Raw genomic sequence first — 21920 nt, 5'->3', positions numbered from 1 at the left:
TTCAAATCTTTCCGGTCTAGTTAAAATCCGCTAAACCACTGTTTCATTCGTTTCATTAAACCATTCAAACCTGATGAGCGTTCATCAAAACTATTGCGTTGAATATTTTGTTGTTGTCCGTATAACAACAATCCGACGCCGGTAGCATGAATGGGATTGCGTACCACATCAACCAGACCATGTACTCCTTGCGGTAGTCCCAGTCTGACAGGCATGTGAAAAACTTCTTCGGCTAACTCAATTAAACCTTCCATTTTTGATGAGCCACCAGTCAATACAATGCCTGCTGGAATAATTTCTTCAAAACCACTGCGACGAAGTTCTGCCTGTACTAAAGAAAACAATTCTTCATAACGAGGCTCAACAACTTCAGCCAAAGTTTGACGCGACATTTTGCGCGCATTTCGCTCTCCTACACCGGGCACTTCAATGGTATCTTCCAAAGAAGTTAACTGCCGTAATGCACAGGCATACTTAATTTTAATATCTTCTGCGTGTTGGGTTGGCGTTCTCAATGCAACGGCAATATCGTTGGTTACCTGATCACCGGCAATGGGAATTACCGCTGTATGACGAATAGCACCTTCAGTAAAAATAGCGATATCCGTTGTACCACCGCCAATATCAACAATACACACACCAAGTTCTTTTTCATCATCAGTTAACACTGAATATGATGATGCTAATTGCTCTAAAATAATGTCATCAACTTCCAAGCCACAACGACGAATACATTTCACTATATTTTGCGCAGCACTCACCGCGCCAGTCACCATATGAACCTTTGCTTCAAGTCTCACCCCAGACATTCCTACTGGTTCACGAATTCCTTCTTGATTATCAATGATAAATTCTTGTGGCAAAATGTGTAAGATGCGCTGGTCAGCCGGAATCGCAACCGCTTTGGCGGCATCAATTACTCGCTCAACATCACCAGCATTCACTTCACTATCCCGAATAGCCACAATGCCGTGAGAGTTCAGACTGCGAATATGACTTCCAGCAATTCCTGCAAAAACCGAATGAATTTGACAACCTGCCATTAATTCTGCTTCTTCAACTGCGCGCTGAATCGACTGCACTGTAGACTCAATATTTACCACAACTCCTTTTTTCAATCCTGTCGATGGATGGCTACCAATACCAATAATATCGGTACGACCTTCAGCACCAATCTCACCGACTATTGCTACAACTTTAGATGTGCCAATGTCTAATCCGACAATCAATTTTTTTTCTAAGGTTTTTGACATAATGTATTGGCTCACTTTTCTTTCGTAAAAGAATTAACCTTTTATATTCTCTTTGGATTGATTTTCAAACCACTCAACGGCTAAACCGTTATGGTATCTTAAATCAATCGATTTAATTTTTTCTTTATCAACAATCGCCGAGTAAACATTGACTAAGCGCGTCACTCTGGCTTTTCGATCTTTGCGCCCCAAGTTTAAATTTATACCTTCAACAAATTGCATATGCCAATTACTTGCTTGATCAATTGTCACACCCAAAAGCTCAAGCTCAATTAACTCAAATTGTTTTTTATAGGTTTTAAACTCTCGCCAAATCATTGGGTAATAATTTTGTTTATCAACTTCACTGGCTATCGCCACTTGCGGAAAATGCTCAAATCGAAAATCACCTTTAGCAATATTTATTATTTCACCATGTTGTGTCAAAACGCGCTGATTAAATCGCGCAACAGGCATATGCTCTTCAACATGAAAAACTAATGTTTCAGGCCAAATTTTTTGTACTTCAACTCGTTTAATCCAATCAATTTGTTGTGCCTGCGCTTGTAAATAATTCAAATCAACAAAGAGCATGCCTTTTTCAGGTAACTCATTAACCAATGCAACAAGATTACTCTGTTGCATATAAGTAAAATCGCCTTGAATAATCACTTTTTCTATTGGCCACAAATGATAGCTGGCTTTAATCATTTGACCGATAATTCCCACAATAGCAAGTATTCCGGTTATAGCGCCAACCAGTTTAATTTTTGGCCAGTCAACCGCAACCGGTTTAAAAGAAAACCGTTGAGGTGATTTAGATTTTTTTCTAACCGCCATTTTTGACATTTAATTTACTCTTCCATTTCAAAGCTGGTGTCTAAAATCGCCAAAACCAGTTGTTGAAAATTCATACCTGCGGCTTGTGCAGCCTTAGGAACAAGTGATGACTTTGTCATTCCTGGTATCGTATTAATTTCTAACAAGAAGAAATCCCCCTTGTCGCCTTCTCGAATAAAATCAACTCTACCCCATCCCGAACAGCCAACAGCATCAAACGCATTCAATGCTAAATGACGAATTTTTAGTTCATCCTCCTCACTCAAACCACTAGGACAAAAGTACTGTGTAGTTGTCGATTCGTACTTTGCAATATAATCGTAAAATTCTCTTGGCGTTTGCATACAAATACTCGGTAATGCTCTATTACCCAAAATAGCAACGGTATATTCTTTACCTGATATAAAATTTTCTACCAGCGCAATATCATCATATTGATGCGCTAATGAAACGGCACTAACTAATTCTTCAGGTGTGCGCACCTTAGACATTCCCACGCTAGAGCCTTCATTCGCCGGTTTCACAAATAACACAGGCCCCTGCTTAGCAAACAACATACGAGCTTCTTTTTCTGTAAACGGCGGATTTCTTTTGACAACACGATAACCTGCCGTAGGCAAATTGGATTGCTGCCAAATTTGTTTGGTGTACAACTTATTCATGGTGATTGCTGAACTGGAAACATTTGAACCAGTAAAAGGAATATCAAGCGTTTTTAAATAACCTTGAATCACACCATCTTCACCATTTGGTCCATGCAATGCCAAAAATACTCGGTCAACCGACTCTGACTTTAATAATGCTAAGGACTGCTCAGCAGGATCAAGTTTAATGCAATCCACTCCCGCGTCAGTCAACGCCTCGAATACCGCACTTCCAGATAACAATGATATTGCTCGCTCAGCCGAGCTACCACCAAAAACAACAGCAACTTTGCCGTATTCTTCTGGTTGACGCATTGTTAGCACTTGTTCAGTCATTCCTATATTTCCTTAAAATCATTTAACCGATTAACTAAAAATTATTTTTCCAACTTTATGTAATCATTTACAAATTGTAGCTGTTCAATTGACCATTGTTTGGCAATACTGCCAATATTGCCGGCTCCTTGAGTCACTAATAAGTCACCATCTTGTAACATTCTGGACAATGCTTCTTTTAAATCTTCCTGACTCTCAATAAAAATCGGATCTATTTGACTACGTTGTCTAATTGAGCGACACAATGAGCGACTATCAGCACCCGCAATTGGTGTTTCACCAGCAGCATAAACATCTAACATCAGCAAGACATCAACTTTTGATAATACGGTAGCGAAGTCTTCAAATAGATCTCGTGTTCGCGTATATCGATGTGGTTGAAACACCATGACCAAACGTTTTTCCGGCCATCCATTTCTCACCGCTTTTATGGTTGCCATCACTTCGGTAGGATGATGACCGTAATCATCAACTAACTGAATCGCACCCGCATTAGTAGTAAATTCACCACAATACTCAAACCGTCTTCCAATGCCACCAAAACTTTGTAGCGACTTAACCAACGCTGGCGCACGCACACCATCTTCATTGGCAACAGCAAATGCAGCTAATGAGTTCAGTACATTATGTTTGCCAGGCATATTCAATTTAATTTCTATCAGCCCAGGCTTACCTTTACGCTTAATTTTGTAAAAACTAACTCGTCCTTCCTGACGAAACTCAATCGCTTGATAATCAACACCATCTGAAAATCCATAAGTGACATAGGGTCGCATTAGCGAAGGAATGATTTCTTTTACTCCTTCATCATCGCCACATAAAACCGCTAAACCATAAAAAGGCAAATTATGAATAAACTCGATAAAAGTCTGTTTGACTTTTTCAAAATCACCGGAGTAGGTATCCATATGATCTTTATCAATATTGGTAACTACCGAAACCATGGGTTGCAAATGTAAAAATGACGCATCACTTTCATCAGCTTCAGCAATAAAATAACGGCTTTTACCTAAACGTGCATTAGCGCCTAATCGATTAAGCAAGCCACCAATAACAAAAGTGGGATCCAACCCAGCATCACCAAAAATAGTTGCTAATAAACTGGTTGTGGTGGTTTTGCCGTGAGTTCCGGCAATCGCAACGCCATGTCGAAATCTCATTAACTCTGCCAACATTTCTGCACGCGGTACAATTGGAATACGGCGCGAACGAGCGGCTTCAAGTTCAGGGTTATCTTGTGGAATCGCCGTACTGGCAACCACCACATCGGCCCCCAATACATTATTAGCCGTGTGCTGGTGAAAAATTTCAGCCCCCAATTGCAAAAGTCTTTCTGTAACATGCGTCTGTACCGGATCGGAACCGGTTACTGAATATCCCTGATTAAGCAAAACTTCGGCAATACCACACATCCCAGCACCACCAATCCCAACAAAATGAATACATCGAATACGACGCATTTCAGGAATATCAATAACGCCTGAGTTGTTATTTCGTCTTTCAATATTATTCATGCTGCTTTAACCTTTAATTTGTCACAATAATCAGCCATTTGCTCCGCTGCACTGGTATAAGCAATTTGTTTAGCTTTACTGGCCATTTGTTGTATTTTCTCGGGATTTTCAATTAACTGTGTAATTCGATATACACTTTCATCATTCATCAATTCACTTTCACTAATGCACATTGCCGCCTGATGATTCACCAACCAATTGGCATTTGCCGTTTGATGATCATCAACCGCATAAGGAAACGGAATGAATATCGCACATTTTCCAGCAACTGCAACTTCAGCAACGGTAGAAGCACCTGCTCTGCAAATTACTAAATCAGCCCAATACAAAGCAGCTGCCATATCATCAATAAATTCAAATAATTCAAAGTAACCTGGCTCATGAATATTGGCTTGTTGATAAAACTGTAAAGTTTCATTCACTCGTTCTGCACCAACTTGATGTTTAACAATCACTACTTTTTGATTGATAAGTTCGGCCAATATTTTTGGTACACATCGATTAAGCGCTAACGCCCCACGACTTCCGCCAACGATTAAAATTTTTAATCGCTTATCTTGTATTGGCGTCAGCTCACCATTTGTTCGAATCGCTTTTATTTCTTTGCGCACTGGATTGCCAACGGTTATAACCTTATGTTTTGCTAAAAATGCATCAGGAAATCCCTGAAACACACGTTGCGAAAACTTCGCTAAAATTCGATTTGTCATTCCGGCAATTGCATTTTGTTCGTGAATAACTAATGGTACTCTGGCCAAAAATGCAGCAATTCCACCAGGCCCCGCAGCAAAACCACCAAAACCAATAATAATATTTGGCTTTTGCTTTTTAATCACTTGGACGGCCTGATAAATTGCCTTGGTCAAACTAAATGGTGCTTTAAACCATCCCATCAAACCTTTTCCACGTAACCCTTTAACCTGTATTAAATGTAAAGGTATCTCTTGCTGGTTAATAATTTTTTCTTCCATCCCACCAACTGAACCCAGCCATTCAACTTGCCAGCCCCGTGCAGTCAATTCACTTGCAACGGCCAATCCAGGGAAAATATGTCCTCCAGTTCCGCCAGCCATAATCAGCGCAAGATTTTTATGCTGTGGCATAACTATCCTCCGCTTGTACTTTGACTCGAGGTTTGGCAACCATCCCTGATTTTAATAATCGATTTTCAAAATCAATTCGGAGCAATATTGCAACCGCTGCACCACAAAAAATTAAACTGTTTCCGCCATAACTGATAAATGGCAAAGTTAATCCTTTTGTGGGCAATGCTCCACTAGTAACCCCCATATTAATCAATGCCTGAAAAGTTAACCAAAAGCCTATCCCATATGCCAAGTAACCCGCATAAGGTTGTTCAAGTGAAATGGCTTCTCGTCCTATTTTCATACTTCGATAAAAGAAAATAAAAAACAATGACAGTACCAAGACCACCCCAACTAATCCCATTTCCTCGGCCAGAACCGCAAAAATAAAATCGGTATGCGCCTCAGGTAAATAAGATAACTTTTGCAAGCTATTACCTAATCCTTGTCCCCAAATACTGCCACGTCCGAATGCAATCAATGACTGAGTCAACTGGTATCCACTACCAAATGGATCGGCCCACGGATTTAAAAAAGTCATCAGGCGTTCAAGTCGATAAGGTTGACTAATAGCAATTAACCCCAGAATAGAGGCAACCGCACCTGATAGCCCAATAAATTGCCACAACTTTGCACCACCTAAAAAAAGCATGGCTAATGATGTTGCTAAAATCACAACCGACGCACCAAAATCTGGTTCCAACAACAAAAGTCCGGTTATTAACGCAAGTACTAATAAAGGTTTTAAAAAACCTCTAATTTGTGTTTGTATTTCATCTGTACGACGTACGAGGTAACCCGCTAAATAAACGACTGCTATCAACTTCATTGCTTCTGAAACTTGAAAAGTTAACGGACCAATAGCTAACCAGCGTTGACTACCATTTACAGTCTTTCCTATAAATAAAACGGCCACTAGTAAAATTAACCCTAAAATTAATAAGTAGGGTCCATATTTTTGCCATCTTTCGATAGGTTGCGTCAGCACAATACAAACACCCAAAAAAGATATCGCTAAATAGATCAAATGCCGAATAACGAAATAGTTAGCATTGCCATTCATTGTGTTTTCAGCATAATATAAGGAACTTGAAGTTACACTTATCATGCCTATTGCAACCAAGAGCAATACAGTAATCAAGAGCGTTTTGTCATACCAGATCATATCCTTATGCATCACACACTCTCCCGAATCGCCTGGCAAAATATTTCACCACGATGTTCAAAATTATTAAACATGTCCAAGCTGGCACAAGCGGGAGATAATAGCACCAAAGCTTTTTTCATTTCAGTGCTTTGATTCAAGTTTATCTTCATTTCGCTATTTTTTTGTGCAACCAATGTTCTAGCCTGAGCGACCGCTTCGAACATGTCGGCAACTTGAATAACCGGTATCTTTTTAATCAAGGAAACAAATAACGCTGCATCTTTACCCAATACTATTACGACGGATATTTTTTCTTCGATGACAGATTTCAGCTCACTTAGATCAGCACCTTTCGCATCCCCACCAGCAATTAAAATAACGGATGAATATAGTTGTTGTTCAACCGCATTAATTGCAGCCAGAGTCGCACCAACATTGGTAGCTTTCGAGTCATTAATCCAGTCAATTTGTGATTCGTTTGCTGCCCATTGAAAGCGATGAGCCAATCCACGATAATGTTTTAACGCAGCTAACATCGGCTCTGAAATTTCTATTCCCAAGCCATCAATTAAAGCAATAGATGCCAGAATATTCATCCAGTTGTGTTTACCCGTAATTGCTAGCGCATCACTATGAATTAACTGCTGTCCCTGGCGACACAATTTAAGATTCGAGAACTGATTCACTACATGGCTTTCAGATTGATATGCTATTGATTCATTTTTTGGAAACTCATCTTTTTCTAAATAATATTTTGCATCTTTATTATATAGACTGAATGAACTATCAATATTCACATCTATCGGCCAGGTATTTTTGTCGTCTAAATTAACTAATCGATACTTGGCGTTTGGTAATACACGTAATTTGGATTGTTGATATTCGTCGAATTGGCTATATCGATCCATATGGTCTTCCGTTACATTAAGTACTACTGCAACATCAGGTGCAATATAACGAGTAGTATCCAGTTGAAAACTTGATAGTTCTAAAACATAAATATCTGCTTTATCTTCTGGCAAATAATCCAATACGGGAATACCAAAATTTCCGCCTATCTCGGCACGATAACCACCAGCTTGCAGTAATCGGCATGTTAAATCAGTGACTGTGCTTTTGCCATTTGAGCCGGTAATTGCAATAACTTTGCCTTTAGTCTGCCGCATAAAAATATCGACATCACCAAAGACTTCAACTCCAGCATTTTTAGCAGAAACGATGAGAGGTATCTTCGGTGAAATGCCTGGACTTAAAATAATTTGCTTGGCTTGCATTAATAAGTGTTCAGCAATTTCACCTAAAATAACTCCCTGACATAGGTTCATTGTGTTAACTAAATTAGCACCTGCGGGGCTTTCTCGAGTATCAACAACGAAAAAAGCTTCGCCAATTCGCTGAAAATAACGCGCAGCCGATAACCCGGATTGGCCTAATCCAAATACACAGGTTAAATTTTGATACGCATTATTTATCATTTCAATCTTTCTAATTCAGTTCTAATAATTGTTTATCTTAATCGTTCTAACGAATTTTAAGTGTTGCCAATCCTACTAAAACCAGCACCACAGAAATAATCCAAAATCGCACAATCACACGTGGCTCTGGCCATCCTTTGAGTTCATAATGATGATGCAAGGGAGCCATATTGAAAATTCGACGTCCAGTCAATTTAAATGAAGCAACCTGTAAAATCACCGAAATAGTTTCCATAACAAAAATACCGCCCATAATGAACAAAACCAATTCCTGACGAACAATTACAGCGACGGTACCCAATGCAGCACCTAAACCAAGAGCACCAACATCCCCCATAAAGACTTGTGCAGGATAAGTGTTAAACCATAAAAATCCTAAACCGGCGCCACAGATTGCCCCACAAAAAATAACCAGCTCACCAGAACTCGGAATATAAGGAATTGCCAAATAATTTGAAAAATTAATGTTACCTGCAAGATAAGCGATGATGCCCAATGCTCCAGCAACTAATACCGTTGGTAATATCGCTAATCCATCCAATCCGTCAGTCAAATTCACCGCATTACTGGTTCCCACGATGACAAAGTAAGTCAACAAAATGTAAAAGAGGCCCAAGTTAATCGCGACATTTTTAAAAAATGGAATAATTAAAATAGTTTCTGCATCAACCTGTACTGTCAAATACAAATAAATAGCCGCGGTTAACCCTACAACAGATTGCCAAAAATATTTCCAACGAGATGCTAACCCTTTGGGATCTTTAAATACCAGTTTTCGATAATCATCAACCCATCCAACGAGTCCAAAACCCAAGGTGGTCAGTAACACAACCCAAACATAGCGGTTATCCAGATTCGACCATAATAAAGTTGAAATGGTTATGCCAATCAATATCAGGGCACCACCCATCGTCGGTGTGCCCGCCTTACTTAAATGAGATTGTGGTCCATCATCTCTGACAGTTTGACCAATCTGTTTAACCGCTAATTTTCGAATCATCAGAGGCCCAAGTAGTAAACAAATCAATAAAGAAGTTAATGCCCCCAAAATACTGCGGATTGTTAAATAACCAAAAAGGTTAAATCCGGAGTGAAATTGTTCTAAATATTCAGCCAACCAAAGTAACATTGTTATTGCCCCTCTTTATTGGAAGCGAAGCTTTGCAGCTCAAATTGTTCCTTTAGTGCTAAAACAACTTTTTCCATTTGCATACTTCGTGAACCTTTCACCAAAATAGTCACACCGGGATTCGCCTCTTGTTTTAATTGTTGTATGAGATCCTGTTGATGATTAAAGTGATATTTATCTCCTTTAAACACATTGTGAGTTAACATAGTTAATTCACCTATTGAGTACAGTTGACTAATATTTGCCTCATTGGCAGCAAGCCCGATTTCTTCATGACATTGCTCTTTCAAATCACCTAGCTCCGCCATATCACCTATCACCAGAATTTTATGTCCTGGATAATTTGCCAATAATCGAATTGCCGCTTTCATTGATTCAAGATTTGCATTGTAGCTGTCATCAATAACGGTCACTTCATTATCGCTATGAAAAACATTTAACCGCCCTTGAACCATTTGAGTCTGTGCCAATCCTGTCGCAATATCTTGTAATTGAATACCCAAACCAATCGCACAAGCGGCTGCCGCCAGAGCATTGTAAACATTATGTTCACCAATCAGCGGTAAGCGTACTGTTTGACGATTTCCTTCAAATACTAATTCAAATTGCGGACATAGCTCATAGTTTAGTCTGATATTTTCTGCCATCACATCCGCGTTTTGGTGTATGCCAAAGGTCAGTAAATTACAGTCTATGTTTTTTTTCAAAAAACTGGCAAAGTGATCGTCCTGATTAACAATGGCAATACCACTTGAACCTAGTGCCGAATAGATTTCACTTTTAGCCCGAGCAACACCATTGAGATCACCAAATCCTTCTATATGTGCCGGAGAAATATTATTGATAACCGCAACATCTGGTTTAGTAATCGAGGCTGTATAGGCAATTTCTCCTGCCCGATTTGCTCCCAGTTCAATTACACCAAATTGATGTTGTTGATTCATTTCCAATAAAGTAATTGGCGCGCCAATGTCATTATTCAGGTTGCCTCTAGTCGCATAAGTTGCGCCAATATTTTGTAAAATAGCCGCTAGCATTTCCTTCACTGTCGTTTTACCACTACTTCCTGTAATCGCAGCAAATCGAGCTTTTAAGTTATTCCGATTAAAACGCGCTAAATCGCCTAATGCCTGTTTACAATCTTTCACAACAATTTGCGACACCGGTTCTGTCACTGGATGTTCAACAATAACCGCAACCGCACCTTGTTCAATTGCTTGCTCAATAAATTGATGCGCATCAAAATTCGGCCCCTTTAAGGCCACAAAAACTCCTCCAGGACAATTTTGGCGACTATCAGTAAACACTTTATCGACAGCCAAATCGCTACCGATAAGTTCAGCATTTAGAAAAGCAGCAATGTTTGATAAGTTTGCTTTAATCAACTTGGATAGGCCTCAATAGCTTGTTTTACAATTTCCAAATCACTTAAATGTAATTTTTCTTTACCAATAATTTGGTAGTCTTCGTGTCCTTTACCTGCAATTAATACTGCATCACCGGGCTTTGCTTTAGCAACGGCAGTTTCTATAGCTTGCTGACGATCATTAATAAAAACAACTTTTTCTGGTTTACGAAATCCGTCAATAATTTGCTGACTAATTTTCTCTTGCGATTCGGTACGTGGATTATCTGCCGTGACAATTACCCGATTGGCCAGCTTCTCGGCTACTCTTGCCATAAGTGGTCTTTTACTACTATCACGATCCCCGCCACACCCAAACACACACCAAATTAAACCGACACTGTGCTCTCTCAAGGCAATCAAAGATTGCTCTAGTGCATCTGGAGTATGCGCATAGTCAACAACAACTAATGGCGTATTATTATTACCAAACTTATCCATTCGTCCTGGCGCAGAATTTACATTTTTTAATGCTAGCAATATAGGATTTAAATCTTTTAATACACCGCCTAAGGTAGCAATAACCAATAACAGATTAGATAAATTAAACTGACCAATTAGTGGAGATTCCATCACGCCACTTCCCCAAGGGGTATAAACTTTTGCTCGTATTCCATCAATTGAATAGGCAACTTCTTCAGCCCAGACCCAACGATTTAAATTGGAACCAGAGGTCGGCAGTTTAGTAGTCACCAACCATTTAATAGCAGAAATTGCTTCATCTTTGGCTAGTTTGCGTCCAAATCTATCATCCATATTTAACACTGCATTTTTTAGTTCAGCACTTAAAAATAATTTTCTTTTTGCTGCACCATAGTTTTCCATTGTCTGATGATAATCAAGATGATCATGCGTTAAATTGGTAAATACAGCAGTATCAAAAATAACAGCCGCCGCTCTATCTTGATCGAGCCCATGCGATGATACTTCCATCGATGCAAACTGAGCGCCCGAATTAACCGCATCAGCCAAAACTTTTTGGATCGTAATTGCATCAACAGTTGTATTATTGCTTTCAATTAAATTATAACTTTGCCCTACGCCAAGCGTTCCGAGTAAAAAACACTCAAAGTGTAGGTTTTGCAGAGTTTTAGCAATTAAGTAACTGCAACTAGTTTTGCCATTTGTTCCCGTTACTCCAATAGTTTTTAAAAAACGTGATGGTTCATCGAAATAGTTACTGGCAATTAAACTGAGTTGTTTACGTAGATCTTTTATCCAGACAATTCGCTCATCATTTAAAATAGCATCACCCAACAGTTCATTATCTTTAGCTTCTGCAACAACTAAAGCGGCTTCATTAGCAAATGCATTTTGAATAAAGTTTCTACCATCTAATTCAAACCCGGCAATTGCAACAAAAGTGTCTCCAGGTTTGATTTGACGACTATCTAACACCAATGGTCCAACGGGTTGATTAAGCATTTCGCTAACAACACGAACATCTACCACTTGATGTAAAATTGTCTTTAATGTGATTTCAGCCATTATTTTGCCTCTTGGCAATCTGGTTAACCGCAACAGTTTCTACCTGATCGGGTTTAACATTCAGTAATCGCAGTGACTCTTCTGCCACTTTCGCGAATACTGGTGCAGCAACATCACCCGCATAATACTCTTCGCTATTAGGTTCATTAACAAACACAACCATCGCAATTTTGGGGTTAGAAACCGGAGCTATACCCGCAAAAAATACGGCATATTGATCACCATAAGAACCAGCTTCTGCTTTTCTGGCAGTTCCCGTTTTGCCCGCAATTCGATACCCATAAACCTGTGCCTTTTTACCTGTTCCACCTTCACCAACAACGGTCTCCATCATGTTGACAACCTGGCGGCTGACTTGCTTTGAAATAACCTGTGTTCCTTGCGGAATCAAATCACGTTTAATTAATGATAAAGGCCGTTTTACGCCATATGCCCCCAGCACTGCATAAGCTTGTGCTAATTGAACAGGTGTTACCATAAAACCATAACCAAACGACACATTTGCCTTTTCAATATCACTCCAGTTATTTCTAAAGTTCATTCGTCCAGCACTTTCACCAGGAAAACCACTGGCAGTATCTACACCAAACCCAACCTGATAAAACGTGCTTAAAAATTCTTCATCATTCATCATGCGTGCTAACTTGGTCACGCCTACATTGCTTGATTTTTGAATCACGCCACCAACATCAAGTACACCATAATTTTTTCCGCCATCTTTTACCCAATAACCATTCAGTCGAATTCGACCAGGTGAGGTATTTATTTTTGAATGCACATTAACAACCCCAGATTCAAGTGCACTGACAACCGTCAGAGGTTTAGCCGTTGAACCTGGCTCGAAGCTATCCACAAAGGCAGAATTGCGTGTTAACTTTGAATGCCTCGAATCAAACCTGTTAGGGTTGTATGATGGCTGGCTAAGCAAAGCAAGTACTTCCCCGGAATCAACATCTATCATCACTAATGCACCCGAGCGCGCACGGTGTTTTAGTACTGCGGTCTTTAATGCTTTATAAGCAATAGTTTGAATTCGACTATCAATACTTAAATATAAATTTTCACCCTTTTCTGCTTGAGCAATGACTTCCTGCTGTTCAATTACCCGGCGCTGCAAATCAAGGCGAACTTTTTCTTTTCCTGATTTACCGCGAAGTAAATCATCATAGGCACGCTCTAAACCTTCTCGACCTTTATCATCTACATCAGTAAAACCAATTAAATGTGCAGTAATTTCTGCTGACGGATAATAGCGTCGAAACTCATCTCTTAAATAAACACCAGGTAATTGAAGCGTTTTTACTATACTCGCCATTTTGGGATCTAAATGACGTGCAACCCAGGCAAACTGGCGCCCTTTTCGTTCAACAATCCATTGCTTAAATTCTTTAGGGGTCTTCTTGGCAATTACCGCTAATCGATTCCAATCTTCTTCGGCCAGCGTGGGTGACTTTTTCATGATTTCGGTGACATCAATCCAAACAGATTTCACCGGCACACTCACCGCCAGTTCTACACCATTACGATCATAAATCAGCCCTCGATGAGTGACGATTTCTTTATCTCGTACACTACGAGAATCTGCTTTACCAATAAGATCTTCAGCTTTATCAACCTGTAAATAAGCGGCACGAATGAAAAGACCAATGAACGCACAGGACAATAACACCATTAATACATAATAGCGTGCTGTTCCTGTGGGAATTGAGTTAGGTCTTCTCGCTTGTTTCATAGCGATATTACCTTTTCATTTTTCGTCGTCACTTCAACCATACCTAATTCTTTCTTTGCCAAATTGGAAATTCTGTCAGCTTCGGTTAATGTTGTCATTTCCAAGCGCAGTGATTCCCAGAGTATTTGTTGTTCCTGATGCTCCTGTCTCAACTTCTGCCATTCTGCCGTTAGTCGCCGGGTTTTATGGCTTGTACTTGCTAAAACCATTGAAAAAGCAATAAACGCAATCGCCAGTAAACTAATAAACCAATGTCCTATCAGTACATCTGTTAACAACATTTTCAATAGAGACGGTGTTTCATCATTCGTCTTATTTTTCTGGTTTTGCTTTTTCATTCTGTCAAACTATTTCACTATTTTTTCTGCAACTCTCAGTACAGCACTCCTTGAACGAGGGTTTATTTGTATTTCCTGGTCGCTGGCTTTTATTGCTTTGCCCACCAGTTTAAATGTTCGATTAATATCAGCATCCATTACCGGCAAATGCTTTGGAATATTTTGTCCTTTAGCCTGTTGCCGAAAAAATCGTTTAACCAGGCGATCTTCAAGTGAATGAAAGCTGATAATTGATGCTCTGCCACCTTGGCGCAAACACTTTGGTGTAAGTGCTAATACTTTTTCCAATTCATTCAACTCATCATTAATAAAAATTCGAATTGCCTGAAAACTACGTGTTGCCGGATGTTTAAATTTATCTTTTACCGGACTCGCCTCGGTAATTATTTTTACTAACTTAAATGTCGTATCAATCATTTGATGATCTCGCTGCTCAACAATTGCTCTGGCAATACGTGTTGCAAACTTTTCTTCACCGTATTCTTTTAAAACCCAACGAATTTCATCAACATCAGCTTCTGCCAACCACTGTGTGGCAGAAGGTCCTTTGTCAGGATTCATACGCATATCCAGCGGGCCATCTCGCAGAAAACTGAATCCTCTTTCTGCTTGATCCAATTGCGGTGAAGAAACACCAAGATCCAGCAATATGCCATCTACCTTTTTTACTTCATCATGTTGTTCTAAAATCGACTCAATCATGGCGAAATTCTGATTAAAAAATTCAAACCGACTATCGTCAGCAAACTGCTTCGCACTTTCTTTCGCTTGTGGATCTCGATCAATGGCAATGAGTTTTCCATGAGGACCTAGTCGCTGCAAAATTAATCCACTATGCCCACCACGCCCAAAAGTACCATCCACATAGATACCATCTGGCTGAATATTCAAACCATCAACAGCCTCATTCAACAAGACCGTACTATGTTCATTTTGTTCGAGTATCATCAGTAATAAAGGTCTGGTAGTTGGTCTGAATCCAGTTCATCACTTGACAGTTCTGCTAAGTCTTCTTCTGTCAATCGATTCCAAGCAGTTTCATCCCATAACTGGAATGTTTTTCCTTGGCCAATTAACATGACTTCTTTGGTTAAATTGGCTCTTTCTCGCAGAACACCCGGAATCAGTAGACGACCATTAGAATCCATATCGACTTCTGTTGCGTGTGCCAGCATAATTCGTTTTAAACGTCTGTGGAGTGGTTTTGAATTGGAGAGAGACTGTAAATCGGCTTCTGTTGCTTCCCAGTGGGCCAACGGGAATATCAACAGGCAGCTATCGTAGGGATCGCAAGTGATTATCATGTGAGATTCACAAGACTCAACGATGCCGTCGCGATACTTTGAAGGTATCGCAATACGACCTTTTGAGTCTAAATTTATTGAATTGGCTCCACGAAACACTTAATTTGCCCTGCAAGCGAAGGTTCATTGATCAGATGAACCACATAATTGCACATAGTTACACTTTTCTCCACATTTGTGCACTATAGGTACGATGAGCCACTTTTGTCAAGGAAAAACCCTATAAAATATGAGAAATATTGCTTATTTCACAAAGACTTAGCGTATTTTAAAAGATTTAAATTTTAGTCAGAATTCGAATAAGAAAACAATTCATCGACTTATATATCAAACTTAAAGTATTACTTTAAGTTGGTTCATATTTATGATGAATAACTGTACAAGGTATAAAATTAGCGATGTTATTTTTGGTGCGGGTGTTTCGGCTGGTTTTTATGACAAGTTAAATTGTTAAGTAAAACGATCATGAATAACGCTTCTCAATTTATCCATAGTCTCAAAACATGTGATTATTTTAATCCTAGACGCTAATTTTTAAACGATTATGACAATACCAGAATTTTTCGCGCCTTTGGTGATTTTATTAATTTTTTGCTGGGATTATTAGAACAAAATATAATCCAAATACCTTGAAATATGAGATTTGATACCTGAATATTTGGATAATTGGATAATTGGATATTTGGATTAGCTATGTAGTAATAACCGAAAGTGACGCGAATACACGACAGTTTATTAACTATACCTCGTCAGTAAATTGCAAACCGAGTTGTTGTCACCCAAACACAGTCAGTTATCGTAGAAATAAATTGGGTCGACCTATAAGCCGGATTCTGTTTAAGACAATCATTCATCTAGGCACAGCGTCACCACTATGCTCATGCGGCCTACCCGGTTCCAGTGCGAGCCACACCTTGAGAATAAAATTCTACAGGAACCCTATTTGGCCTTGCTTCGAGTGGGGTTTACCCTGCCACTGATGTTACCACCAGCGCGGTGCGCTCTTACCGACACCTTTTCACCCTTACCTGCATAAGCAGGCGGTATATTTTCTGCGGCACTTTCCGTAGGCTTTCGCCCCCCAGGCGTTACCTGGCACTCTGCTCTGCGAAGTCCGGACTTTCCTCCATCAATTAAAAACTGACAGCGATTGCCCAGTCAACCCAAGCGCATTCTACCAATTAAATGATGCGGTGACACTTAGTTTATTCGGGTTACAAAAATTTTATTGCGAAGTCCGATCAGCAACAATAGGATAACTATAAAGCGACCAATCCCACCACCGCCACTTTTATTTTGGGCAGGTGTATCATCGGGTTCGTTAACACCAGCAACAACTGTAATGATCACCGAATCACTAGTAGTTGCTCCCAGCATATCGGTAACTTCGAGTTGTATTTCAATTTGACCTGCTGCTTGTGGGGCTATAAATGAGATGTTTTCTTGCGAAGATTCTTGTAGAACACTTTCACCAGCAATCTGTCGCCATAAATAAGTGACTTGATGATCTTCGTTATCATTCACCGAGGCGCTCAAATTAATCATTTGGCGCGTATTCACTTCAAAATCCTCCCCCAGGCTAACCTCGGGTGCGGTGTTTGATTCATCATCAAGAATTTGCACAACCATTGATGTACGATTGCCTAATCCGGCACCACTGTTTTCAGAAAGCTCGATACGAAATTGCTCAAGCGCTTCACTTTCAGTGTCATTGACCAGCTCAACGGTAATAGATTTGCGGCCCATTTCCCCGTCTTGCCAGCTAAGAATACCGTTTGCAGCGACAAAATCTTGCGTTTCTGTTGCCGTATCAGCAATCAATGTATACACAACACTCGCTTCGCCCGCGCTCCCACCAACTCGTTCAACCTCAACAGCAGCGTTACCCATATTTTCTGCAACCGATAATTCGGCAACCGCAAAGTCAACCACGCCATTACTTTTTGTACCACTTAAATTCACAGTCAAATAACTAGGGCTGGTTACAGACATCCCAGAATCAGGATCATATAAACGCACGTAAAATTGCTCAAGATATTCAAGCGCGCTTAACTCTGGTAACGTCGCAATTTCGATAGTCTGTTGGCCTGACGCATTTCCCTGCCAACTGACTCTCCCTTTTTGTGGCGTAAAATCTTCATGCTGTTGGGCGCTCCCCGATATGATCTCATAAGCAACACTGGCGCTGGTACTTGCTGTAGAATTATTTTCACGAATAATCCCTACAACGGCCTTTTCACCTTGCTGCACGGCAACTTCAGCTTGCTCAAAACGTACATTACCTTGTACTTGTTGATGTGTTTTGTCCCTCAACACATACAGTCCGCTATTAATGTCACTGACCAATATTACACCTGAAGGTAAAAAAGGATAAACGCCCCAGGCGCCATTAAATGAAGCATTATTGGAAGGTGGAAAAGTATCAAAGAATCCTACTTCAATAGGATTCGCAGGCTCAGAAATATCCAGTACTGTTAGTCCCCGCTCATAATTTGAAAAATAATAGCGATTGCCTTTAACAAAACCATTATGATCGATCGCTTTTGTTGGCCCGGCCCATTGACCGACTTGAACGGGATTGGTGAGTGAGTCAATTTGAAACACTCGAATAGTTGAGTTTAAATTACCTTTGCTTTCATCAAATTCATCGTGAGCAAAAATATAGCGTTTGTTATCACTTACCCAACCTGAATGGACATATTGAGCAGTCTTAGGGACATCAGAATACTCCATCTGCGCTAGTTTTTGTGTTTTATCCGGGCTAGAAACATTCCACAAAATAATTTCTTTTTCATTGAAGTCTACAAATACCGTACAACTCTGTATTTGATTTTTGCACTCATTGGTATTGCGCGCATCATCAATCAGTACTGATGTACCATCATGAGTGTATCCACCAAAGCCTGATTGATTTGCACTAAGTTGGATAGACTCGGGATTATTCAGTGAAAATGACTGAAATGCACCACTGTTAAAACGTCCACCATTTTTGCTGCCGCCAACAATTTGTAACCAGGGCTCAGCGTTATCTAGTTTAATATTAAGACCGTAGTCGACATTACTGATATAGACGTTATGTGCTGCATCGACAGTATGATTACTAAAAACAAGACTGACCTTTTCTGGCAACTGATTCAAATTAATAATTTGTACACCGTCGTTAGAGTTATCAGAAGTCACATAAGCATATGCTTGCCAACTATTAAGCTGTGTATCGAAATATTGATAGACTTTGATATCCCGCCACTGAGTTCTTCGCCCGGCAATAGAGCCAACATCAACCACTTTGTCTGGTTGAGTAATATCAAAAACAGTTACTCCGGTATCCACTCCCATCAAAGCGTACTCTCGCCCGGTGTTAAGATCAACATGCCCCCAGATATCATTACCTGCCGCCGGATTACTGCTAAACTGGGCAAGTGGAATATGTGCGATTAAATCTAGATTTTGGCAAGCAAACCCATTTGCTTGACCATTACTACAGTCAACCTGAACCTGCTGAGTATTGAGCATATGATAAGCTTGCAGCTTTTGTTTTAGCTGCTGACCGGCTATTTGACTTTTTCCGTCGCTGATAACCTGAAATCCCTTTTGACGTAACTCGACAGCCAACTCACTAGGGGCGCCAAGTAAAAATGTTGCATTAGTATCGGGGCTTTGACTTTGAAAATGATCAAAGCGGTTAAACCCAGCCAAAATCGGTACGATTTCACTTTTTAGATAAAATAGCTCTTCGCTACTTTGAACCCGATACTCTCCTGATGCCACTAAAACCTTATCGCCCTTATTGGCCTGTTGAACGGCATATGCAATCGTTTTACAAGGTCGCAACGGGTTATCGCATTCACCTTGATCACGGCCTTGGTTAGCAACAAAACGCGATTTGGCAGGCTCAGAGTGGGCATTGACCGGTGAACTGATAAATATCCCAAGCACTACAGACAAGGCAGTAATGCCAGTTAACAAAAATATGTGGGGCTTAGTAGCGCAAATGGCAGATAACTTTTTTAATTGTTGCATTGGCGTGCTCCTGATATGATGACATATCAGTTAAATAACTTGGATAGACTGCTTATAGTAAGCAATTTTCGGGTTATAAGGCAAATTATTCCAATAACAGCCATATTGAATTATCGTGTCAATTTATCGTTAATAAAACTGCACATTTAAATAAAAAGATTGATTAACGATATGACAATAAAACGTTATAACTCTATTTAGTTCGCCCTAAATATAACTGGAAAATTAATTTATTTATTACAATATCATGGTAATTTTCACGCGATTTTTCAGATACATACGCTCACACTTTCCCGTTAAACCAACGGATGTTGTTACTTGGCGACTTACTACAATATATTGCTGCGTCTTGTTACTCGTCAGTTGCAATCAAGCCGATATTTTCAATAATACACTCATCGTTAACTTTAAACCCAAATACCAGCAGCAAGAATTGACCTGCGATTCGCATATCACGCAAACCAACAAACTCTGGCAAATAAACCAATTTCAATTTTATATCAGCGATGTCAGTTTAATGGCCGACAACCAATGGCACTCAGCCAAGTTTGTTACGTCAGCCGCTACCCAAAATTCAACTGAACGTGTGGCATTATTAGGTGGTGTTTGCCCACAGCCATTTAATTGGCAAGTGACACTCCAAAGTACGGTCCCTGCCACTGGCATTAAACAAATCCGCTTTTCTCTTGGCGTACCTTTCGATCTCAACCATCAAAACCCGATGACTCAACCCAGTCCGCTCAATCAACCCGATATGTTTTGGACCTGGCAATTGGGGCACAAATTTATGCGTCTAGAATTAACAACCTCGCAGCAAGATTGGATTTTTCATTTAGGTTCTACCGGATGCCAATCGGCAAGTTCAATGCGCGCGCCATCGACGCAATGTAAACATCCAAATCTTGTCGACATTACCTTAGAAAATTTTCAAGCAGACAAAACCATTCAAGTGGACTTATTTCAACTCATTCGCTCGATTGACTTTCTTGATGAGCCCGCCTGCCAGTCAGAGCAACACTCAGCATTATGTCAAAAACTATTTTCTCGCCTGGGAATTGACGCCAAGCAACAGCTATTTAGTGTTTCCCAATGAAAAAAATAATTTTCCTCATTGGTTGTTGTATTATAGCTGGTATTGCCATGTATCAATTTTATCTCTGGCATCAACCAGCAACTCAAACTTATCAATGGTCACTCAGAGAAGGATTTCCACTACCTCAATTACCTGCAGACAATCCAATGAGTGATGCTAAAGTTAAGCTAGGTCGCTTTTTATTTTATGATAAAAATTTATCTGCTAATCAGCAACAGTCCTGCGCCAGTTGTCATCAACAAGAATACGCATTTAGCGAAAACCGAATCACTTCGATTGGCTCAACAGGACATTTACATCGCCGAAACTCACTGGCATTGGTCAATGTCGCCTATAATAAGACATTAACCTGGGCACATGATCGGTTAGACACAATTGAACGTCAGGTATTGATTCCAATGTTTGGTGAACAGCCGATTGAGTTAGGGATCACCGGTAGTGAAAAACAAGTGCTTGAGCGATTTAATACGCCCCAATACCAAAAATTATTTAGTCAAGCTTTTGGTGATGAGTCGATAAACTTTAAAAATATTTCTTATGCTTTAGCTTGTTTTGTAAGAAGTCTAATTTCATTTAAGTCACCCTTTGATCGCTATGCTTATGATAATGATGACAACGCCCTCAATGAATCACAACTAAGAGGCATGAACTTGTTTTTTTCAGAAAAGCTGGAATGTCATCACTGTCATGGAGGCTTTAACTTTACTCAGTCAACCTCACATGAAAAACAATTACTCGATAGACGTCCTTTTCATAATACCGGATTATATAATGTAGCAGACCGCAACCAGTATCCAGATTTAGACAAAGGACTTTTTGAAATCACCTCAATTGCACACGACGATGGTCGATTTAGAGCACCGACTTTAAGAAACATTGCACTAAGCGCACCCTATATGCATGATGGAAGTATATCGACACTGGCAGATGTCATTGATTTTTATGCCGCTGGCGGTAGAAATATTGCAGCAGAAGAAAAACAAGGCGATGGTCGAAAAAACCAGTTTAAAAGCCCATTTGTAAAAGGCTTTGAGCTCACCAATCAAGACAAACAAGACCTACTCAACTTTTTACATAGCTTAACAGACGAGCAATTTATTAATAATCCAAACTTCTCTAATCCAAACGAGTAATCTTA

General features: G+C 39.9%; 17 protein-coding genes and 1 other RNA gene. 2 read left to right on the top strand and 16 right to left on the bottom strand.

What is annotated here, in order from left to right:
• Positions 1 to 20: 20 nt before the first annotated feature.
• The 16 genes from ftsA to ABVT42_RS02770 all read right to left on the bottom strand — a co-directional run bounded on the left by ftsA (position 21) and on the right by ABVT42_RS02770 (position 19689).
• Positions 21 to 1253, bottom strand: coding sequence for a cell division protein FtsA (gene ftsA, locus ABVT42_RS02845; RefSeq protein WP_353873593.1), 1233 nt, complete (start codon positions 1251 to 1253; stop codon positions 21 to 23).
• Between the two features lie 33 nt (positions 1254 to 1286).
• The gene (locus tag ABVT42_RS02840; protein WP_353873592.1) at positions 1287 to 2081 is read right to left on the bottom strand and encodes a cell division protein FtsQ/DivIB; all 795 of its coding nucleotides are present in this window, start codon (positions 2079 to 2081) and stop codon (positions 1287 to 1289) included.
• Positions 2082 to 2086: 5 nt separating this feature from the next.
• Entirely contained in the window at positions 2087 to 3052 is a 966-nt protein-coding gene (locus tag ABVT42_RS02835) for a D-alanine--D-alanine ligase (RefSeq protein ID WP_353873591.1), read from the bottom strand.
• 41 nt (positions 3053 to 3093) lie between these two features.
• A complete protein-coding gene (gene murC / locus ABVT42_RS02830; RefSeq protein WP_353873590.1) occupies positions 3094 to 4566 on the bottom strand; it encodes a UDP-N-acetylmuramate--L-alanine ligase in 1473 nt (490 codons plus the stop codon).
• On the bottom strand, positions 4563 to 5669 hold the full coding sequence (gene murG, locus ABVT42_RS02825; RefSeq protein ID WP_353873589.1) for an undecaprenyldiphospho-muramoylpentapeptide beta-N-acetylglucosaminyltransferase: 1107 nt from the start codon (positions 5667 to 5669) through the stop codon (positions 4563 to 4565). Before murG ends, murC begins: the two co-directional genes overlap by 4 nt.
• Entirely contained in the window at positions 5656 to 6828 is a 1173-nt protein-coding gene (gene ftsW, locus ABVT42_RS02820; protein ID WP_353873588.1) for a putative lipid II flippase FtsW, read from the bottom strand. The genes murG and ftsW overlap by 14 nt, the downstream gene beginning before the upstream one ends.
• Complete coding sequence (gene murD, locus ABVT42_RS02815; protein ID WP_353873587.1) at positions 6828 to 8273, bottom strand: UDP-N-acetylmuramoyl-L-alanine--D-glutamate ligase; 1446 nt, start codon at positions 8271 to 8273, stop codon at positions 6828 to 6830. The genes ftsW and murD overlap by 1 nt, the downstream gene beginning before the upstream one ends.
• A gap of 46 nt (positions 8274 to 8319) precedes the next feature.
• Entirely contained in the window at positions 8320 to 9402 is a 1083-nt protein-coding gene (gene mraY, locus ABVT42_RS02810; RefSeq protein ID WP_353873586.1) for a phospho-N-acetylmuramoyl-pentapeptide-transferase, read from the bottom strand.
• Positions 9403 to 9404: 2 nt separating this feature from the next.
• Positions 9405 to 10787 carry a UDP-N-acetylmuramoyl-tripeptide--D-alanyl-D-alanine ligase gene (locus ABVT42_RS02805; RefSeq protein WP_353873585.1) on the bottom strand — a complete coding sequence of 461 codons (1383 nt, stop codon included), beginning with the start codon at positions 10785 to 10787 and terminating at the stop codon, positions 9405 to 9407.
• On the bottom strand, positions 10784 to 12295 hold the full coding sequence (locus ABVT42_RS02800) for a UDP-N-acetylmuramoyl-L-alanyl-D-glutamate--2,6-diaminopimelate ligase (protein ID WP_353873584.1): 1512 nt from the start codon (positions 12293 to 12295) through the stop codon (positions 10784 to 10786). The genes ABVT42_RS02805 and ABVT42_RS02800 overlap by 4 nt, the downstream gene beginning before the upstream one ends.
• The gene (locus tag ABVT42_RS02795; protein WP_353873583.1) at positions 12288 to 14027 is read right to left on the bottom strand and encodes a peptidoglycan D,D-transpeptidase FtsI family protein; all 1740 of its coding nucleotides are present in this window, start codon (positions 14025 to 14027) and stop codon (positions 12288 to 12290) included. Before ABVT42_RS02795 ends, ABVT42_RS02800 begins: the two co-directional genes overlap by 8 nt.
• Positions 14024 to 14365, bottom strand: coding sequence for a cell division protein FtsL (gene ftsL / locus ABVT42_RS02790; protein WP_353873582.1), 342 nt, complete (start codon positions 14363 to 14365; stop codon positions 14024 to 14026). Before ftsL ends, ABVT42_RS02795 begins: the two co-directional genes overlap by 4 nt.
• A gap of 9 nt (positions 14366 to 14374) precedes the next feature.
• Complete coding sequence (gene rsmH, locus ABVT42_RS02785; protein ID WP_353873581.1) at positions 14375 to 15313, bottom strand: 16S rRNA (cytosine(1402)-N(4))-methyltransferase RsmH; 939 nt, start codon at positions 15311 to 15313, stop codon at positions 14375 to 14377.
• Positions 15313 to 15768 (bottom strand): division/cell wall cluster transcriptional repressor MraZ, encoded by a 456-nt coding sequence (gene mraZ / locus ABVT42_RS02780; protein WP_353873580.1) that lies wholly within the window; start codon positions 15766 to 15768, stop codon positions 15313 to 15315. Before mraZ ends, rsmH begins: the two co-directional genes overlap by 1 nt.
• A 707-nt stretch (positions 15769 to 16475) precedes the next feature.
• Positions 16476 to 16835: RNase P RNA component class A (gene rnpB / locus ABVT42_RS02775), an RNA gene on the bottom strand.
• A 34-nt stretch (positions 16836 to 16869) separates the two neighbouring features.
• Positions 16870 to 19689, bottom strand: coding sequence for a choice-of-anchor B family protein (locus ABVT42_RS02770; RefSeq protein WP_353873579.1), 2820 nt, complete (start codon positions 19687 to 19689; stop codon positions 16870 to 16872).
• Between the two features lie 349 nt (positions 19690 to 20038).
• On the opposite strand from ABVT42_RS02770, the gene ABVT42_RS02765 reads away from it, so the two are divergent.
• Entirely contained in the window at positions 20039 to 20782 is a 744-nt protein-coding gene (locus ABVT42_RS02765) for an MbnP family copper-binding protein (protein WP_353873578.1), read from the top strand.
• Positions 20779 to 21915: an MbnH family di-heme enzyme gene (locus ABVT42_RS02760; protein WP_353873577.1), complete on the top strand. Its 1137-nt coding sequence runs from the start codon at positions 20779 to 20781 to the stop codon at positions 21913 to 21915. The genes ABVT42_RS02765 and ABVT42_RS02760 overlap by 4 nt, the downstream gene beginning before the upstream one ends.
• Positions 21916 to 21920 lie beyond the last annotated feature (5 nt).

It is taken from the genome of Aliikangiella maris (assembly GCF_040719265.1).
GTDB classification, from domain to species: domain Bacteria; phylum Pseudomonadota; class Gammaproteobacteria; order Enterobacterales; family Kangiellaceae; genus Aliikangiella; species Aliikangiella maris.
The sequence above is the reverse complement of the archived record's forward strand: the minus strand, read 5'-3'. Positions and strand labels throughout refer to the sequence as shown.

What these genes read in the sequence shown, in the direction of transcription:
- ftsA (WP_353873593.1), bottom strand. Translation starts at nt 1,253, where the DNA reads ATGTCAAAAACCTTAGAAAAAAAATTGATTGTCGGATTAGACATTGGC.
- ABVT42_RS02760 (WP_353873577.1), top strand. Translation starts at nt 20,779, where the DNA reads ATGAAAAAAATAATTTTCCTCATTGGTTGTTGTATTATAGCTGGTATT.
- ftsW (WP_353873588.1), bottom strand. Translation starts at nt 6,828, where the DNA reads ATGCATAAGGATATGATCTGGTATGACAAAACGCTCTTGATTACTGTA.
- rsmH (WP_353873581.1), bottom strand. Translation starts at nt 15,313, where the DNA reads ATGATACTCGAACAAAATGAACATAGTACGGTCTTGTTGAATGAGGCT.
- ABVT42_RS02840 (WP_353873592.1), bottom strand. Translation starts at nt 2,081, where the DNA reads ATGTCAAAAATGGCGGTTAGAAAAAAATCTAAATCACCTCAACGGTTT.
- mraY (WP_353873586.1), bottom strand. Translation starts at nt 9,402, where the DNA reads ATGTTACTTTGGTTGGCTGAATATTTAGAACAATTTCACTCCGGATTT.
- murD (WP_353873587.1), bottom strand. Translation starts at nt 8,273, where the DNA reads ATGATAAATAATGCGTATCAAAATTTAACCTGTGTATTTGGATTAGGC.
- ABVT42_RS02800 (WP_353873584.1), bottom strand. Translation starts at nt 12,295, where the DNA reads ATGGCTGAAATCACATTAAAGACAATTTTACATCAAGTGGTAGATGTT.
- ftsL (WP_353873582.1), bottom strand. Translation starts at nt 14,365, where the DNA reads ATGAAAAAGCAAAACCAGAAAAATAAGACGAATGATGAAACACCGTCT.
- murC (WP_353873590.1), bottom strand. Translation starts at nt 4,566, where the DNA reads ATGAATAATATTGAAAGACGAAATAACAACTCAGGCGTTATTGATATT.
- ABVT42_RS02835 (WP_353873591.1), bottom strand. Translation starts at nt 3,052, where the DNA reads ATGACTGAACAAGTGCTAACAATGCGTCAACCAGAAGAATACGGCAAA.
- murG (WP_353873589.1), bottom strand. Translation starts at nt 5,669, where the DNA reads ATGCCACAGCATAAAAATCTTGCGCTGATTATGGCTGGCGGAACTGGA.
- ABVT42_RS02795 (WP_353873583.1), bottom strand. Translation starts at nt 14,027, where the DNA reads ATGAAACAAGCGAGAAGACCTAACTCAATTCCCACAGGAACAGCACGC.
- ABVT42_RS02770 (WP_353873579.1), bottom strand. Translation starts at nt 19,689, where the DNA reads ATGCAACAATTAAAAAAGTTATCTGCCATTTGCGCTACTAAGCCCCAC.